Origin of the sequence: Bradyrhizobium arachidis (assembly GCF_015291705.1) — a bacterium.
GTDB classification, from domain to species: domain Bacteria; phylum Pseudomonadota; class Alphaproteobacteria; order Rhizobiales; family Xanthobacteraceae; genus Bradyrhizobium; species Bradyrhizobium arachidis.
Window position 1 is genome coordinate 9,471,542 of sequence record NZ_CP030050.1, and the last position, 16,515, is coordinate 9,488,056.

12 protein-coding genes and 1 pseudogene are annotated in these 16,515 nt (G+C 64.7%); 9 read left to right on the plus strand and 4 right to left on the minus strand.

The window, feature by feature from the left end; genetic code table 11:
- Positions 1–8: 8 nt before the first annotated feature.
- On the plus strand, positions 9–824 hold the full coding sequence (locus WN72_RS44710; RefSeq protein WP_027561935.1) for an acyl-CoA thioesterase: 816 nt from the start codon (positions 9–11) through the stop codon (positions 822–824).
- A gap of 209 nt (positions 825–1,033) precedes the next feature.
- Here the strand turns inward: WN72_RS44710 and WN72_RS44715 are convergent, their stop codons facing one another.
- From WN72_RS44715 to WN72_RS44725, 3 genes are all read right to left on the minus strand, one after another.
- A complete protein-coding gene (locus WN72_RS44715) occupies positions 1,034–2,650 on the minus strand; it encodes a phosphoenolpyruvate carboxykinase (protein ID WP_092212253.1) in 1,617 nt (538 codons plus the stop codon).
- Between the two features lie 296 nt (positions 2,651–2,946).
- The gene (locus WN72_RS44720) at positions 2,947–5,535 is read right to left on the minus strand and encodes a CHAT domain-containing tetratricopeptide repeat protein (protein WP_092212251.1); all 2,589 of its coding nucleotides are present in this window, start codon (positions 5,533–5,535) and stop codon (positions 2,947–2,949) included.
- A 78-nt stretch (positions 5,536–5,613) separates the two neighbouring features.
- On the minus strand, positions 5,614–6,348 hold the full coding sequence (locus WN72_RS44725) for a HugZ family pyridoxamine 5'-phosphate oxidase (protein ID WP_092212249.1): 735 nt from the start codon (positions 6,346–6,348) through the stop codon (positions 5,614–5,616).
- Between the two features lie 240 nt (positions 6,349–6,588).
- On the opposite strand from WN72_RS44725, the gene WN72_RS44730 reads away from it, so the two are divergent.
- The 5 genes and pseudogenes from WN72_RS44730 (at position 6,589) to WN72_RS44750 (ending at position 10,675) form a co-directional block, all read left to right on the plus strand.
- Positions 6,589–7,290 (plus strand): response regulator transcription factor, encoded by a 702-nt coding sequence (locus WN72_RS44730; protein WP_008542552.1) that lies wholly within the window; start codon positions 6,589–6,591, stop codon positions 7,288–7,290.
- A 203-nt stretch (positions 7,291–7,493) separates the two neighbouring features.
- Positions 7,494–9,290 (plus strand): sensor histidine kinase, encoded by a 1,797-nt coding sequence (locus WN72_RS44735; protein ID WP_027561931.1) that lies wholly within the window; start codon positions 7,494–7,496, stop codon positions 9,288–9,290.
- 11 nt (positions 9,291–9,301) lie between these two features.
- Positions 9,302–9,769: pseudogene (locus WN72_RS44740) on the plus strand (HPr kinase/phosphorylase).
- A 190-nt stretch (positions 9,770–9,959) separates the two neighbouring features.
- Positions 9,960–10,361: a PTS sugar transporter subunit IIA gene (locus tag WN72_RS44745; protein WP_024339151.1), complete on the plus strand. Its 402-nt coding sequence runs from the start codon at positions 9,960–9,962 to the stop codon at positions 10,359–10,361.
- Positions 10,358–10,675 carry an HPr family phosphocarrier protein gene (locus WN72_RS44750; RefSeq protein ID WP_027561929.1) on the plus strand — a complete coding sequence of 106 codons (318 nt, stop codon included), beginning with the start codon at positions 10,358–10,360 and terminating at the stop codon, positions 10,673–10,675. The genes WN72_RS44745 and WN72_RS44750 overlap by 4 nt, the downstream gene beginning before the upstream one ends.
- Before the next feature lie 136 nt (positions 10,676–10,811).
- Here WN72_RS44750 and WN72_RS44755 read toward each other — a convergent pair whose 3' ends face one another.
- Positions 10,812–12,437, minus strand: a complete 1,626-nt coding sequence (locus WN72_RS44755) for a glycosyltransferase family 39 protein (protein ID WP_092212247.1) — start codon at positions 12,435–12,437, stop codon at positions 10,812–10,814.
- A gap of 114 nt (positions 12,438–12,551) precedes the next feature.
- Here WN72_RS44755 and lepA point away from each other — a divergent pair, with 114 nt between their 5' ends.
- From lepA to WN72_RS44770, 3 genes are all read left to right on the plus strand, one after another.
- Complete coding sequence (gene lepA / locus WN72_RS44760) at positions 12,552–14,363, plus strand: translation elongation factor 4 (protein ID WP_027561927.1); 1,812 nt, start codon at positions 12,552–12,554, stop codon at positions 14,361–14,363.
- 469 nt (positions 14,364–14,832) lie between these two features.
- Positions 14,833–16,053, plus strand: coding sequence for an MFS transporter (locus WN72_RS44765; RefSeq protein WP_027561926.1), 1,221 nt, complete (start codon positions 14,833–14,835; stop codon positions 16,051–16,053).
- 10 nt (positions 16,054–16,063) lie between these two features.
- Positions 16,064–16,384: a hypothetical protein gene (locus tag WN72_RS44770; RefSeq protein ID WP_141263303.1), complete on the plus strand. Its 321-nt coding sequence runs from the start codon at positions 16,064–16,066 to the stop codon at positions 16,382–16,384.
- Positions 16,385–16,515: the final 131 nt, after the last annotated feature.

Here is a 16,515-nt window from a genome sequence, read left to right on the forward strand (position 1 = left end):
AAACGAACATGCACGCCAAGCTCCCGCACCCCTTCGACGACGCCACCCGCATCACGGCGGGTGACTCGAGTTGGCAGGGGCATACCAGCGACGATTACTGGGCCTTTGTCGGCCCGTTCGGCGGCGCCACGGCCGCGACCATCCTGCGCGCGCTGATCGAGCATCCGCAAGCCGCCGGCGATCCGCTGGCGCTGACCGTCAATTACTGCGCGCCGATCGCCAAGGGCCCGTTCGATCTCGACATCCGTCTGGTGAAAGCCAACCGCTCGAGCCAGCACTGGAGCGTCGAACTGTCGCAGGGCGGCGGCGAGGTCGCAACGCTCGCCACCGCCGTGTTCGCCGAGCGCCGGCCATCCTGGGAGCACAGGGTGGCGCAATATCCCGAGACAAAGCCGTTCGAGCAGACTCTGCCGTTCCCGAAGATCCAGGCGTCCTGGGCCAACCAGTATGAATTCCGCTTCGTCGAGGGCGAGATGCGCATCGGCCCGCCGCAGGCGGAATTCGCCAGCACCTATTCAAAGCTCTGGATCAGCGACCGCGAGCCGCGCAGGCTCGACATGCCCTCGCTGATGTCGATGTCGGACGCCTTCTTCGGCCGCATCTTCCACGCCCGGCGCGAGCTGGTGCCGTTCGGCACGGTGTCGCTGACGACCTATTTCCACACCGACAGCGAGGAGCTCGCCGCAGAGAACATCACCCGCGTGCTCGCGACGGTGGACTCGAAGATCATGCACAAGAGCTACGCCGACCAGAACGCCGAGCTCTGGTCGCCGAACGGCCGGCTGCTCGCGACCACGACGCAGATCGCGTATTTCAAGGCGTAGCTGCTCTTCCCCTCTCCCCGTTCTTACGGGGCAGAGGGTTGGGGTGAGGGGCTGCTTCCGCGAATACAATAAAAGACGGACTCGCGGAAAGTCCCCCTCACCCGCCGCGCTACGCGCGTCGGCCTCTCCCCGCGCGCGGGGAGAGGCGAAGGTCCGCAAAACAAAAAGGGCGGCCTTGCGGCCGCCCTTTTGCATTGAAGACGGAGCGATTACTCCGCCGCGAGTTTCACGTCGGGCGCCGCGGCGCGCACTTCGGCGTCGACCTGGGCCTCGAACTTGGCAAAGTTCTTCTGGAACATGCCGACCAGCGCGCGGGCGGTCTTGTCGAACTCGTCCTTGTCCTTCCAGGTGTTGACCGGGTTGAGGATCTCGGCCGGCACGCCCGGCAGCGCGGTCGGGACCGCGAAGCCGAAATACTTGTCGGTGCGGAATTCGACGTTGCGCAAGGAGCCGTCGAGCGCGGCGGTGAGCAGGGCGCGGGTCACCTTGATCGGCATGCGCGAGCCGGTGCCGTACTTGCCGCCGGTCCACCCCGTGTTGACCAGCCAGCAATCGACATTGTGCTGGGCGATGAGGTCGCGCAGCATGTTGCCGTAAACGCTGGGGTCGAGCGGCAGGAAGGGCGAGCCGAAGCAGGTCGAGAATTCCGGCTGCGGCTCATTGCCGAGACCGCGCTCGGTGCCGGCGACCTTGGCGGTGTAGCCGGAGAGGAAGTGATACATCGCCTGCGCCGGCGACAGCTTTGCGATCGGCGGCATCACGCCGAAGGCGTCGGCGGCGAGCATCACGACGTTCTTCGGCTGCGGCGCACGGCCGGTGCGCGAGGCGTTCGGGATGAAGTCCAGCGGATACGCCGAGCGCGTGTTCTCGGTCTTGGAGCCGTCGTCAAAATCGACCACGCGGGTGTCTTCGTCGAGCACGCAATTCTCGAGCACTGCGCCGAAGCGGGTCGAGGCCGCGTAGATCTCGGGCTCGGCTTCCTGCGAGAGCTTGATGCACTTGGCGTAGCAGCCGCCTTCGAAATTGAAGACGCCGTTCGGGCCCCAGCCGTGCTCATCGTCGCCGATCAGCGTGCGGTTCGGATCGGCCGACAGCGTGGTCTTGCCGGTGCCGGACAGGCCGAAGAAGATCGCGGTGTCGCCGTTCGCGCCGACATTGGCCGAACAGTGCATCGGCATCACGCCGCGCTCGGGCAGATAGTAGTTCAGCGTGGTGAAGACCGACTTCTTCATCTCGCCGGCATAATAAGACCCGCCGATCAGGACGATCTTGCGGGCGAAATCGATCGCGACGACGTTCTCCGACTTGCAGCCGTGCCGTTTGGGATCGGCGCGGAAGCTCGGCATGTCGATGATGGTGAGCTCCGGCGTGAAGCTCGACAGCTCGACCGCCTCGGGGCGGATCAAGAGCGTGCGGATGAACAGCGAGTGCCAGGCGAGCTCGGTGAAGACGCGCGTCTTGATCCGGTAGGCCGGATCGGCGCCGCCGTAGAGATCCTGCGCGAACAGGCTCTTGCCTTCGGCGTGCTTGAGGAAGTCCTGGTAGAGCGTCTCGAACTGCTCTGCGGTGATCGACTGGTTGCCGGCCCACCACATCTTCTTGTCGGTGGTGGCGTCACGCACCGTGAACTTGTCCTTCGGGCTGCGGCCGGTGAACTCGCCGGTGTCGGCGCAGAGCGCGCCGTCGGCGGAGAGCACCGCCTCGCCCGCGGAGAGCGAGTATTGATAGAGTTGCGGCGCACCGAGGTTCCAGTGAACCTGCTTGAGATTTTTTAAGCCGAATTTGTCGGCACCAAAGGCACCGTTGCGCACGCCCGTCTCTTGCACGAAAAAATCCTCCTAGAACCCGCGACACTCAGCGCGGCCAAGCTTTGGCACCATCGCGGTCACCGTTAATAATAGACCATCCGGCCTCGGCTGGGCGACCTAATACTGATGAACGCTGGCGTTGCCAAGCTGATCCCGCAGGATTTGGTTTATTCAAGGACCGCGCCAAACGTCGCGCATGTCAGCTCTGAGCAGGCGCATCATAAAATCGCAAATGATCGCGCAACCAAATACGCATTTCTGCGTTGTTTGAGGTTTTTGCGATGCACAACCCAAGCACGGACTTCAAGTCCGGCCTATCGTACCTCTCCTTCGCCGACGAGCGCGAACGGTCCCCACATCGCGGGGTAGGCATTGCGCGGTGACGAAGTGTCATCAACGTAGGTTAACATCGCGCGGCGCAAGGCTTCGGCACGCCCGATCTTTGGTTCGTTTTTGAGCAGCTCGAAAGTCGACGTGGTCAGGCGGGTAGCAGCTTCCGAGTCCACCGCCCAATGCGAGACCAGCAGCGCGCGGGCGCCGGCGTAGAAGAACGCGCGCGCCAACCCCGACAGCGCCTCGGCGCCGGGCTTGTCGCCGGCGATCGTGTTGCACGCCGACAGCACCACCCAATCCGCATTGAGCTTGAGCTGGGCGACCTCGCTCGCGGTCAACAAGCCGTCGTCGAGCTCGGTGGGCTGATCGGGAATGGAGAGCGCGAGCGAGGGCTCACCAAGTCCCTTGATGTCGCCGGCAACGAGGCCGTGGGTGGCGAAGTAGATGATGCTGTATTGAGCAAGCGCTGCACGCTTCAGCGTCGTCTCGCTGGCGTCGCGACCGAGATGGATGTCGGCATCGGTGGCGCCGACATCCTTCGCCACCGCGTTCAGCTCGTCGGCGGTGTCGGGCAGCTGCGGCAGCGCTTTTGCAAGCTGCGCGCGATCGACGCCGGCACCGCGCCAGAAGTCGGTATAGGCGATGGTCGCAATGTTGCGCGCGGCGACCTTGCCGCTTGCGGCGCGCCGATCGGCCGGACCTTCCAGCGCCGGGTTGAACACGGGATCGCCAAAGCCGGTCATCGGCTTGACGCCCTGATCCCGGCGCGCAAACGCACGCAGCGATTTCAGGCTGATCACCGACGGCAGCACCGACACCGCCTGACGCCGCAGCAGCCAGGCGGCGCTGCGATAGCCTTCGAGCGTGTCCGGGATCGCAGCCTGCGGCTTCTCCGTGACCAGCAAGTGAAACGGCAACGCGGTAAGCGCCGCCGACGGCACCACCAGCAGGTTGCGCTTGTCCTTCGTCAGCGCCTCGACCGGGCCGAGCAACGCGACATAGAGCTCGTTGGCAAGCGCAAGGTCGAACAGTCCCGATTTGCCCGAGCCATCGCGCGCCTTGCCGACGTCGAGCCCCTTGCGGAATGCGGTGACCTTTTGCGTCAGCGCGTCCGCACCGAGCGGAATCTCTTTCCAGTCGACGCCCTCACGCGTGATCGCGATGACATAGCTCTGCTTGTCGACGACGGAATAGAGCACCATCGCCTCGTCGGCAGACAGCAAGGGCTGGATGTCCTTCAACGTCAGCGGCAGCGGATTGGACAGCGAGGCATAGTCGGGAAACTCGACCGCGAGCGTGTTCTGCAAGCCCGCACGCTCCTTGGCGATCGCGGTGATCCGGGCGCAGCTGCGCTGCTCGGCGACAAGATCCCGCTGGGCGGATTGCTTCGACACCGCGGCGATGATCGCCTTGTCGAGCGCTTCGCTCTCGGCCGCGAGGTCCTGGTCCTTGCGCACGAGCTCGGCGAGCCGATCGCTGCCGGCGGCGAGCCGGACCGCAAGCTTGTTCACGGCGGAGGCGGCGGAGGATTGCGTGCCGCGCTGGATCGCAGCCAACGCTTCATCCAGCGCCCTGTCGTCTGGCAGCAGGGAATGCTGGCGCGCCGCGAACAGGATCGGCAACACCACGCGCAGCTGCGCGCGGTTCGCCGCGAGCGTCTTTTCGGCGAGCGGCAGCGCATCGGCTGTTCGTCCCGACACCTGAAGGAAGGCGGCGAGATTGCTGGTGGAGGTCGCGACATCGGGATTGTCGGGTCCGAGCGCACGCTCGCGGATCGCCAGCGCGCGGCGATAAAGCGGCTCGGCCTCGGCATAGCGCCGCTCGTGCTGATAGAGCCCCGCGAGATTGTTCAGCGAGCGGGCCACGTCCGGATGATCCGGTCCAAGCACCTTCTCGCGGATTGCGAGCGAGCGCTTGATCGGCGCTTCGGCCTCGGCATCGCGGTTGAGATCGCGATCGACCTGGCCGATGTTGTTCAGGACCGTGGCGACCGCGGGATGCTCGGCCCCGCCGACTTTCTGATAGATCGCGAGGGCGCGCTGGAACAACGGCTCGGCCTCAGCCTGCCGTTCCTGCTTCACATAAAGCGTGGCGAGATTGTTGAGGGCCCGGCCGACATCGGGATGCTCGCGCGACAGGCCTTTTCCGCTGACGGCCAGCGCACGCTTGAACAGCGGCTCGGCTTCGGCGAAGCGGCCCTGCCGCTGATAAAGCGCGGCGAGATTGGTCAACTCCGCCGAAACCAGCGGCGTTTCGAGACCGAGCGCCTTTTCCATCAGCGCGATGGCGCGCTTGTAGAGCGGCTCGGCGAGATCATCCCGCCCCTGACCGGCATAGACCTGGCCGAGATTGTTGAGCGCGGCGGCGAGCTCGCGGCCGTTGTCACTCTCCATGCGCGCGGCCATGCCTTGCGCGAGCGGCAGCGCTTCCGAATACTTGCCGGCACTGATGAGCGCGTTGATCCGCGCGCTTTCCGCGGCAAGGCCTTTCTGGGCAAGACTGGGAGTGGCAAGCGATATCGTGGTCGCGAGTGCCAAACCCGCAACCAGCGTCAAACGACGGCGTGTCATGAACCCTCTCGCGGCCGACTTCGAACCATTACGGTCTTGGGTCGCAGCGATGGGGGGCCGCGTTCAAACGGCTGCGCTTCAGTCCACCTTTGTGCGCGCTTCGCCAGCGAGGCGGACCAGCATCTTGCGCAGGCCCGTGCCGTCAGTCACGCGCTCCGGAAAATCCAGCCGGAGCGCGGTCTGGCCATCCTGCATGTCGAGGCCTTCGGGATCGCAGCCGGTGCAGCGCCAGTCGCCGGCGGGGGCGCCGAGGAGCTTTGTTGCATAGAGGCCCATGGCGTCGCGATGGTCGGCGTTCATGTGCTCGACGGCCCCCTCCTCCGCCGCGAGCAGATCCTCGGCGCCAGTGAGGTCGGTGAGGAACTGTTCGGGCTTGAGGTCGACGATCCGGCCGAAGCCCGCAACCAGATGGGTTCCCGTCGGACGGATCCGGAAGAAGGAGAAATCCTTAAATGAAACAAAAGCTTCCGCGGACGGATGGGCATTGAGATACCGTCGCTGGAGGAGATCCTTGTCCGCCCCGGCCCCTTCGGCCCGGCCCGACAGCATGATTCGGGCGCCCTCCAGGGGATCGCCAGCGGCACGTTCGTCCAGCATCAGGGAGACCCTGTTGTCGGCCAGGATATTCCTGGTGTGCACGGCTAAACCCGAGATCAGCAGGATCGGCGAGCCATCCGGATGGCTCGCCAGATTGACCAGGGAACAATAGGGATCGCCTGAGCCCGCCATCAAGGTTGCGAGAGCGCCCTGCCGCGACCGCCGCAGCAGCGATTTGGCGAGCTTTTCGGGAGCGAAATCGGGGGTCGGTTGCATCGGCTTTCTCGGCTCAGGTGGTTGCAAGGTGGGTCTTTTTTCGGGTAAACGGGGGTCTGGTTATGGGTCGAGATGCGGCGAATCTGCCGTGTTTCGTGGAACTTGGTCACACTTCAGCCCAGCTTGCATTGCTCGGTGACAAGGTTCGTACGCCACTTCGGCACCCATGTATGCGGCGCATCACTGGATTGCTCGCCGTTTCAAGCCACGACCCAAACGGAAAGCAGAAAGCAGAGGCTCATGCCCACAATCGCTTTGGTCGACGACGACCGCAACATTCTCACATCCGTCTCGATCGCGCTGGAAGCCGAAGGCTACCGCATCATGACCTACACCGACGGTGCCTCCGCGCTTGACGGCTTCCGCACCACTCAGCCCGATCTTGCCATCCTCGACATCAAGATGCCGCGCATGGACGGCATGGAGACGCTGCGGCGCCTGCGCCAGAAGTCCGACCTGCCGGTGATCTTCCTGACGTCCAAGGACGAGGAGATCGACGAGCTGTTCGGCCTCAAGATGGGCGCCGACGATTTCATCCGCAAACCGTTCTCGCAGCGCCTCCTGGTCGAGCGCGTCAAGGCGGTGCTGCGCCGCTCGGCGCCGAAGGACCCGACCGTCGCACCGAAGGAGAACGACGCCAAGGCGCTCGATCGCGGCCTTTTGCGCATGGACCCCGAACGGCACACCTGCACCTGGAAGAACGAGCCGGTGACGCTGACCGTCACCGAATTCCTGATCCTCCAGGCGCTCGCGACCCGGCCCGGCGTGGTGAAGAGCCGCAACGCGCTGATGGATGCAGCCTATGACGACCAGGTCTATGTCGACGACCGCACCATCGACAGCCACATCAAGCGGCTACGCAAGAAGTTCAAGGTGGTCGACAACGAGTTCGAGATGATCGAGACGCTGTACGGCGTCGGCTATCGTTTCAAGGAAGCCTGAAGCTCAGCGCGCCTTCGCGAAAGATTGAGAGCATCGCCGGTTCTCGTTTCATCGGGACCGGGATCGCTCCAAGGCGCGACCGGGACGACGCTTTGGATTGCTGTTTGAGGATGATCCTTTCGGAAAACCGCTGCACACTTTTCCGGATCATGTTCTAGGATGCGAGGACCCTTCGCACGAGATGCCTAACGCGGGCGTAAGCATTGCTTGACCGAACGCAGCCTGACGAGAACCAGAACGCCGGGGATATCGGATCCGACGGCGTTCCGGAGCACGTTGCCGACGACAAGCCGGCCGCGCAGGGCTGGCGGCCGCTGAACTGGCTGAAGCGCGCCGGGCAGTTCTTCTTCGCACTGTCCTTCTCGAGCCTGACCCGCCGCATCGTCTCGCTCAACCTCGCCGGCCTGGTCGCCCTGGTGGCGAGCATCTTGTACCTGTCGCAGTTCCGTGCCGGCCTGATCGACGCGCGCGCGCAGAGCCTGCTGGTGCAGGGCGAGATCATCGCCGGCGCGATCGCGGCCTCCGCGACCGTGCAGACCAACGCCATCACCATCGATCCCGACCGCCTGCTCGACCTCAAGACCGGCGACAGCTATGGCGGGACCGACGATTCGCTCGATTTCCCGATCAACCCGGAGCGCGTGGCGCCGGTGTTGCGCACGCTGATCTCGCCGACCAAGACCCGCGCGCGGATCTTCGATCCTTACGGGACCTTGCTGCTCGACAGCCGTGACCTCGACAACGTGCTGAGCTTCCCGCTGCCGCCGCCGTCGCAGAAGCCCGGCCTCGTCGAGCGCGGCATGGTCGCGATCCGCACCTGGCTGAACCGCGGCGACCTGCCGCTATATCGCGAGCTCGGACGCGAGAACGGCAATGGCTATGCGGAAGTGAGCGACGCGCTGCAGGGACAGAAGCGCTCGATGGTGCGGGTCAATTCGCGCGGCGAGGTGATCGTCTCGGTCGCCGTGCCCGTGCTGCGCTCGCGCGCCATCCACGGTGCGCTGATGCTCTCGACCCAGGGCGACGAAATCGACCAGATGGTGACCGCGGAGCGCCTTGCCATCCTGAAGGTCGGCGGCGTCGCCGCCGCCGTCATGATCATGCTGTCGCTGCTGCTGGCGAGCACGATCGCCGGGCCCGTACGCCGGCTCGCCGACAGCGCCGAGCGCGTCCGCCGGCGCATCAAGGCCCGCATCGAGATTCCCGACTTCACCCGCCGCCGCGACGAGATCGGCCATCTCTCCGGCGCGCTGCGCGACATGACCAGCGCGCTCTACAGCCGCATGGAGGCGATCGAGATGTTCGCCGCCGACGTCGCCCACGAATTGAAGAACCCGCTGACCTCGCTGCGCTCCGCGGTCGAGACGCTGCCGCTGGCGCGCAACGAGAACAGCCGCGCCCGCCTGCTGGAGGTGATCGAGCACGACGTCAAGCGGCTCGACCGCTTGATCTCCGACATCTCCGACGCCAGCCGCCTCGATGCCGAGCTCCAGCGTCAGGATGCGATCCCGGTCGATCTGCGCCGTCTGCTGACGACGCTCGTCTCCGTCGCCAACGAGACCAAGCTCGGCCACGACGTCGCGGTCGAGACACGGTTCGAGGGCCGCGGTCCGACCGACACCTTTGCCGTGACCGGCCACGATTCGCGGCTTGGACAGGTGGTCTCCAACCTGCTCTCCAACGCGCAGTCGTTCTCGGAAGCCGGCAATAAGGTGCGCCTCACCTGCCGCCGCGTGCGCGGAGAGATCGAGATCGTGGTCGACGATGACGGCCCCGGCATCCGCGACGATGCGCTGGAGCGCATCTTCGAGCGCTTCTACACCGACCGGCCGCATCAGGGCTTTGGCCAGAACTCCGGCCTCGGCCTGTCGATCTCCAAGCAGATCGTCGATGCCCATGGCGGACGGATCTGGGCCGAGAACCGCGCAGGCCCGGTGGACGAGGACGGCGCACCGACCGTTGCCGGCGCGCGCTTCGTGGTGAGACTGCCGGCGCTATGAGCCAAGGCAGCTTGAACGAAGGCGGACCCAGCATTCACGCCTCCGCAGTCAAGGTCGGCAATCTGGCGGTGCTGATCCGCGGTCCGTCGGGCTCCGGCAAATCGCGCCTCGCCTTCGATCTGATCATGGCGGGGCGATCAGGCATGGTCGAACCGGCCGTCCTGGTCGGTGACGACCGTGTCCATCTGGCGACACTCGGCAAGGAAATTGAGGTCCGTCACGCACCGACACTCGCCGGCCTGATCGAGATCAGGGGCCTCGGAATCCGTCGCTGCGACTTCGTGGAGCGTGCGACCGTCGGTCTCGTGGTCGATCTGGACGCTCAGGACGCCGAACGGCTGCCTCGGGCAGAATCCCTGAAAACCAGCATTTTGGGTGTCGAAATACCGCGAATCCCCGTCGGCCGCGACTATTCGCCCCTCCCTTTGGTTGTCGCGGCCTTGACCACTACCAAGAGTTAACCTTCTGCTAAGCCCTGAGGCGATTGTTTGAAGGGAAATGGTAACCATATGAACCCCACTATCGCGGCCGAGTAGACCGGCGCAGCTCCCCTCATCCATCCGTCTAGATTCAGGGAGATACGCAACATCCCCTCTTGCGCGGGGGCTCTGGATGGTCAAAGTGGCGCGTTCGTGCGGTGCACCAAAAGCGCCCGCGAGGAGTTTTCCGATGATTGGTCTAGTACTTGTGACCCACGGGCGCCTTGCCGACGAATTCAAGGCAGCGCTTGAGCATGTCATGGGCCCACAAAAGCAAATCGAAGCGATCACGATCGGCGCCGAAGATGATTCCGATCTCTGCCGAAGCGACATCATCGAAGCGGTTAACCGCGTCGATTCCGGCGACGGCGTTGCGATCCTCACCGACATGTTCGGCGGCACGCCGTCCAACCTTGCGATTTCCTGCATGAGCCGGCCCAAGGTCGAAGTGCTCGCGGGAATCAACCTTCCCATGCTGGTGAAGCTCGCCAAGGTGCGCGAGGAGCGTTCGCTGCCCGACGCAATCGCAATGGCCCAGGAAGCGGGCCGCAAATACGTCACCATCGCCAGCCGCGTGCTCGCCGGCAAATGAGCGAAGAGGCGCCGCAAGCGGGGACGGGCGTGCCCGCGGGCGCGATTTCCAAAGAGCTTCTGATCATCAACAAGCGCGGCCTGCATGCGCGGGCTTCGGCGAAGTTCGTCCAGGCGGTCGAGCGCTTCGATGCGCAAGTGTGGGTGACGCGCGGCGGCGAGACCGTCGGCGGCACCTCGATCATGGGCCTGATGATGCTCGCTGCAGGCCCGGGTACGACGATCACGGTCGCGGCGGCCGGAGCGGAAGCGGAAGCTGCGCTTGCCGCGATCACCGAGCTCGTCGAGAGCAAGTTCAACGAGGAAGGGGTTTAGGCCCTTCTCTCGCCGCGCGCTCAGTGCCGTAGGGTGGGCAAAGCGAAGCGTGCCCATCACGTCTCATGATTGTTGAAAGGTCGTGGGCACGGCGCTTCGCGCCTTTGCCCACCCTACAAGACCGACGACGTCGTGGTCACTTCGCCGGCGGGGCGATGTAGACGTTCCAGCTCATCGACGGGCCGGCCTTGCCGTGGGTGAAGCGGCGCGTCGTCATCACGATGCGTTCGGCGTTCGGTGCGACCTCGGACACCCATTTCTCGAACGCGGGCAGGCGGCCGTCGGTCGGGTCGAACACGCCGATGAAGCCGTACTTCTTCGCGTCCTCGCGCGAGGTCAGCCCGGAATCCCAGGCCTCCAGCGGCATCAACGCCGCCGGGTGATCCGCGCTGTAGAACACCAGCGGCTGGATCTGTTCCATGGTGCCGGCAACGACGGCCCACCGCGAGCCGAAGCGGGTGTGCCAGGCCTGGGTCAGTTCGCGCGCGAGATCCGAGCGCGCGCCATAGATCGCGGCGTTGCCGGCATTGGCCGCCATCTCGCGCGCGGCGATCCAGGGCGAAGCCGCCAGCGTCGCGACGCTCAGCACGAGCCAGATCGCGGCGATGTTGAACAGCACCGCGCTCTGCACCCGCAGCGCCGGGATCGCGACCAGCGCCAGCGGCACCAGGAAGAACAGCGAGATGCCCCAGTCCGTCTTCATGTAGATGCTGAAGGCGAGCGCGCCGAGCGGCGGGCCGACCGCGACGATGATCTGGACAATCCAGACATTCAGCGCCTGCGCAAGATTGACGCCGGCATTTTCGCCGCGCGCCCAGGCCCGCGTGACGACGCGCAAGGGCGCACGCACGAGCAGCGTGAGCCACGGCGGCACCAGCGCCATCGCGAGCGCGGCGAGCGCCACGGGCAGCGCCAGCAGCGCGAAATTATGCAGGGCATAGCCGGCCACGAGCTGATGCACGAGGCCAGCATCCTCGAGGCTGTAGGTGTCGCCGGCATAGGTCAGCGGCACGAAATGCGCCTCCGCCAGCCAGACGATGTGCGGGATCATCGCCACCACCATCGTCGCGATCGCCACCCATGGCGCTGGCGACAACAGGAACCTCATGCGATCCGGATGGATCAGCGCGGCAAGACCGATGGCGCCGATCATGGTCAGCACCCAGTATTTGGTCATCAGCGCCAGCGCGCCGGCAAGGCCGAGCCAGACGCCGGATTGCCACGTCCGCTTCTCGAAGGCGTTGAGATAGGCCAGCACCAGCAGCGGCAGCGTGACGAGCTGGAGCAAATCCGCGTTGTACTTGAAACCCTTGAAATTGAAGATCGGGTAGAGCGCGACCATCACCACGACCAGGAACGCGCGCCGCGCATCCACCACGCGCAAGGCAACCAGCCAGCAGATCACCATGCCGACGCCGACGGTCGCCATCGCCAGCGCATAGGTCGCCCAATCCGCCGCCGGGAACACCTTGAACCAGAGCCCGGCGACCCAGCCCGACAGCGGCGGGTGCTTGCCGTAGCCCCAGAGGAATTGCTGGCCCCAGCCATAGGCTTCTGCGACGTCCATATGAACGTCCTGCGCTGCCTTGAGATTGATCAGGATGAAGGTCCAGAGCACGGCATGCAGGATCGCGAGCTGGATCACCAGCCACAGCCGCGCCTCGGGGCGGATCGCGCAGGCGACCAGCCAGGACCGGAAGCGGTTGTAACTCAAGCGGGTCTTCGCCCGCGCTCTGGCCGTGGGAAGAGAGGTGGTCGACATGGCCCGCTTGCTAGCGCGTTTTGGCCCCGCTTGGAATCAGCTTGGCGTGAACAAAGACCCTGAAAATACAGCAATATGGTTGCCGCACGGGGATGTGAGTGGTATCCCGCGCCCATGACGACCGTCCCCATTTCCAACATCCGCAATTTCTCCATCGTCGCCCATATCGACCATGGCAAATCGACGCTGGCCGACCGCCTGATCCAGATGACCGGCGGCCTCTCCGACCGCGAAATGGCGGGCAAGGAGCAGGTGCTCGATTCCATGGACATCGAGCGCGAGCGCGGCATCACCATCAAGGCGCAGACGGTGCGCCTGTCGTACCGCGCCAAGGACGGCAAGGATTACATCTTCAACCTGATGGACACGCCCGGCCATGTCGACTTCGCCTACGAAGTCTCGCGGTCGCTGGCGGCCTGCGAGGGTTCCCTGCTGGTCGTCGACGCCAGCCAGGGCGTCGAGGCGCAGACGCTCGCCAACGTCTACCAGGCGCTCGACAACAATCACGAGATCGTCCCGGTCCTGAACAAGGTCGACCTGCCCGCGGCCGAGCCGGAGAAGATCAAGCAACAGATCGAGGACGTCATTGGCATCGACGCCTCGGATGCGGTGATGATCTCGGCCAAGACCGGCCTCGGCGTTCCCGACGTGCTGGAAGCCATCGTCACCCGCCTGCCGCCGCCAAAGGGCGACCGCGATGCGACCTTGAAGGCGCTGCTGGTCGACAGCTGGTACGACGTCTATCTCGGCGTGGTCGTGCTGATCCGCGTCGTCGACGGCGTCATGAAGAAGGGTAGCCGCGTGCGCATGATGGGCACGGGCGCCGCCTACGACGTCGAGCGCGTCGGCTTCTTCACGCCGAAGATGCAGCAGGTCGAGGAGCTCGGCCCCGGCGAGATCGGCTTCATCACCGCTGCGATCAAGGAAGTCGCCGACACCCGCGTCGGCGATACCATCACCGACGACAGGAAGCCGGTCGCCGACATGCTGCCGGGCTTCAAGCCGGCGATCCCCGTGGTGTTCTGCGGCCTGTTCCCGGTCGACGCCGACGACTTCGAGACGCTGCGCGCCGCGATGGGCAAGCTGCGCCTCAACGACGCCAGCTTCTCCTTCGAGATGGAAACCTCGGCCGCCCTCGGCTTCGGCTTCCGCTGCGGCTTCCTCGGGCTCTTGCATCTCGAGATCATCCAGGAGCGGCTGTCGCGCGAGTTCGACCTCAACCTGATCGCGACCGCGCCGAGCGTCATCTACAAGATGAAGCTCACCGACGGGACCGAGCTCGAGATCCACAATCCCGTCGACATGCCCGACGTGGTCAAGATCGCCGAGATCGACGAGCCCTGGATCGAGGCGACGATCCTCACGCCCGACGAATATCTCGGCAGCGTCCTGAAGCTGTGCCAGGACCGCCGCGGCTCGCAGAAGGAGCTCACTTACGTCGGCTCCCGCGCCATGGTGAAATACGATCTGCCGCTCAACGAGGTCGTGTTCGACTTCTACGACCGCCTGAAGTCGGTCTCCAAGGGCTACGCCTCGTTCGACTATCATCTCACCGACTACAAGCCGGCCGACCTCGTCAAGATGCAGATCCTCGTCAATGCCGAGCCGGTCGATGCGCTCTCGATGCTGGTGCATCGCACCCGCGCGGAAGGGCGCGGCCGCGCCATGGTCGAGAAGATGAAGGAGCTGATCCCGCCGCACATGTTCCAGATCCCGATCCAGGCGGCGATCGGCGGCAAGGTCATCGCCCGCGAGACGGTGCGCGCGCTGCGCAAGGACGTCACCGCAAAGTGCTACGGCGGCGACATCACGCGTAAACGAAAACTTCTGGAGAAGCAGAAGGAAGGCAAGAAGAAGATGCGGCAGTTCGGCAAGGTCGACATCCCGCAGGAAGCCTTCATTGCCGCGCTGAAGGTGGACAGCTGAGACCGTCGTAGATCAGTTCGCCGACCTCGTGCCCGGGCCTGTCCCGGGCATTTTCGTTGTTGGAGCCGCGGAGAAGCCGACCGGACGACAAAAATGTCGAAAACAACCCCATGCACAGTAGACTTGTTCGGATTGATGATTTTTGATTTTCAGAATTGAGCTTGCTCCGTCGGGCAAAACAGGGGCATAATGCAATCCTCGCGGTGTGTGGCACATCGCCATTCCCAGGCACGCCACTTGGCGCGAGCCCGCAAGCCCTTCTCCGCATTGATGCTCCGCGATGGATTCCGGGCTCGCGCGTAGCGCGCCTGGCAATGACGATGCGGCGAAGAGCTTGATCATCGCGACGGGATAGATCGCGTTCACGGCAGGGTGGCAAAGCGCGTATAGCCGCCAGCCTTGCCCTCCGCCGCCCGATAGGCCACCATCCCAGCGCGCACCACCAACAAAACCAAGCGCGAGGAAACGCATGAGCAAGCCGTCGGGCTTCGACTATGGCTGGGTCATTGTCGCCGCGGGCGCGCTGATGACCTGTGTCGGGTTCGGCACGATGCTGTCGCTGGCGGTGTTCTTGCAGCCGATCTCGGAAGCGATGGGATGGTCGCGCGCCGGGGTGTCGGCAGCGGCGACGCTGGATTTCCTCTGCATGGGGGTGGCCGCGTTCCTGTGGGGCACGCTGTCGGACCGGTTCGGCACGCGCATCGTGGTTCTCGCAGGAAGCGTTCTGCTCGGGCTCGGTCTCGTCACCGCGAGCCAGGCGACGAGCTTGTGGCAATTCCAACTCAGCTTCGGCGTGCTGATCGGGATTGCCGCCGGCAGTTTCTACGCGCCGATGATGGCGCTTGCGAGCGCGTGGATCGAGAGGAATCGCAGCCTTGCGGTGGCGCTGGTCTCCGCCGGCATGGGCGTGTCCCCGGTGACAATCGCGCCGACCGCAAGCTGGCTGATCACGGCCTATGACTGGCGCACCGCGATGCTGGTGATCGGCTGTGCTGCCTGGGCGCTGCTGATTCCAGCCTGCTTCCTGGTGCGTCCGGCGCCGGCAACGGCGGGCGCCGCCACCACAGACGCAGGACCCGAAGTCGAGCTGACAGCGGCGCAGGCGCTGCGCACGCCGCAATTCATCGCGCTCGCGGCCGCGCATTTCGCCTGCTGCGCCGCACATTCAGGCCCGATCTTCCACATGGTGTCTTACGCGATGGTATGCGGCATCGCGCCGCTGACAGCAGTGACGGTCTACAGCGTCGCCGGCGTCTCAGGCCTCGGCGGACGCCTGCTGCTCGGCGCACTCGCCGATCGCATCGGCGCAAAACCCGTGCTGGTCGGCGGCCTGTTCGTGCAGGCGATGTGCATCGCGACTTATCTCGCGGTGGCCCAACTCGGCGAATTCTATGCGCTATCGGTTGTGTTCGGTCTCGCCTATGGCGGCGTGATGCCGCTCTATGCGGTGCTGGTCCGCGAATATTTCGGCGCGCGCATCATGGGGACCGTGTTTGGCGCGGTGTCGGCGTTCGCGAGCCTCGGCATGGCACTCGGCCCCTGGGCCGGCGGGCTGGTGTTCGACAGTTTCCAGCAATACACGTGGCTGCATGTCGGCTCCTTCGCGATCGGGCTTGCCGCCGTTGCGGTGGCGCTGAGCTTTCCGACCAAACGGAGGCAGACACTCGGGCTTGGCCGCGCGACGGCGTGAGGAAGGACGCATGAGCAGGCGTTTGCTGCTGCTTTGGATCGTTCTTTCTTTGCTTTGGGGCTGTGTCGCTGGCTCGATGGCCATCCTTGTTTGGAAGGGAGATGCCCATGCGCGCGCTTACGAGCGCGCATCGGCTGCGGTCTGGGCCAAGTACGATAGTGACTGTGCGTCGTTCAAGACGAAGGCACCTTTGTGCGATTTTCCTCCCGCCAAGCCACCTGTTTCTGCGATTCCGAACTTCGCTTATCCAGCGGTGGTTTTGGGTCCTCCTCTCGTGCTCTTCTTCTTTGGCTGGGTGTGGCTCGGGGTAACTAGCGGCTTGCGCCGATAAACACACAGCGGCGAGCAAAGCGAAGTCCAATTACCGCTTTCTTCCCATCGAGGTAGCTCTAAATTTTTCACACTGCATAGGAATATTTGCAACAATATAAGCGAGCGGCTGCCTCGCGATGCACGCCGACT

Excerpts from the sequence above, each read along its gene's own strand:
- WN72_RS44770 (WP_141263303.1), top strand. The coding sequence starts at position 16,064 with ATGAGCAGGCGTTTGCTGCTGCTTTGGATCGTTCTTTCTTTGCTTTGG.
- lepA (WP_027561927.1), top strand. The coding sequence starts at position 12,552 with ATGACGACCGTCCCCATTTCCAACATCCGCAATTTCTCCATCGTCGCC.
- WN72_RS44755 (WP_092212247.1), bottom strand. The coding sequence starts at position 12,437 with ATGTCGACCACCTCTCTTCCCACGGCCAGAGCGCGGGCGAAGACCCGC.
- WN72_RS44710 (WP_027561935.1), top strand. The coding sequence starts at position 9 with ATGCACGCCAAGCTCCCGCACCCCTTCGACGACGCCACCCGCATCACG.
- WN72_RS44750 (WP_027561929.1), top strand. The coding sequence starts at position 10,358 with ATGAGCGAAGAGGCGCCGCAAGCGGGGACGGGCGTGCCCGCGGGCGCG.
- WN72_RS44725 (WP_092212249.1), bottom strand. The coding sequence starts at position 6,348 with ATGCAACCGACCCCCGATTTCGCTCCCGAAAAGCTCGCCAAATCGCTG.
- WN72_RS44745 (WP_024339151.1), top strand. The coding sequence starts at position 9,960 with ATGATTGGTCTAGTACTTGTGACCCACGGGCGCCTTGCCGACGAATTC.
- WN72_RS44720 (WP_092212251.1), bottom strand. The coding sequence starts at position 5,535 with ATGACACGCCGTCGTTTGACGCTGGTTGCGGGTTTGGCACTCGCGACC.
- WN72_RS44730 (WP_008542552.1), top strand. The coding sequence starts at position 6,589 with ATGCCCACAATCGCTTTGGTCGACGACGACCGCAACATTCTCACATCC.
- WN72_RS44765 (WP_027561926.1), top strand. The coding sequence starts at position 14,833 with ATGAGCAAGCCGTCGGGCTTCGACTATGGCTGGGTCATTGTCGCCGCG.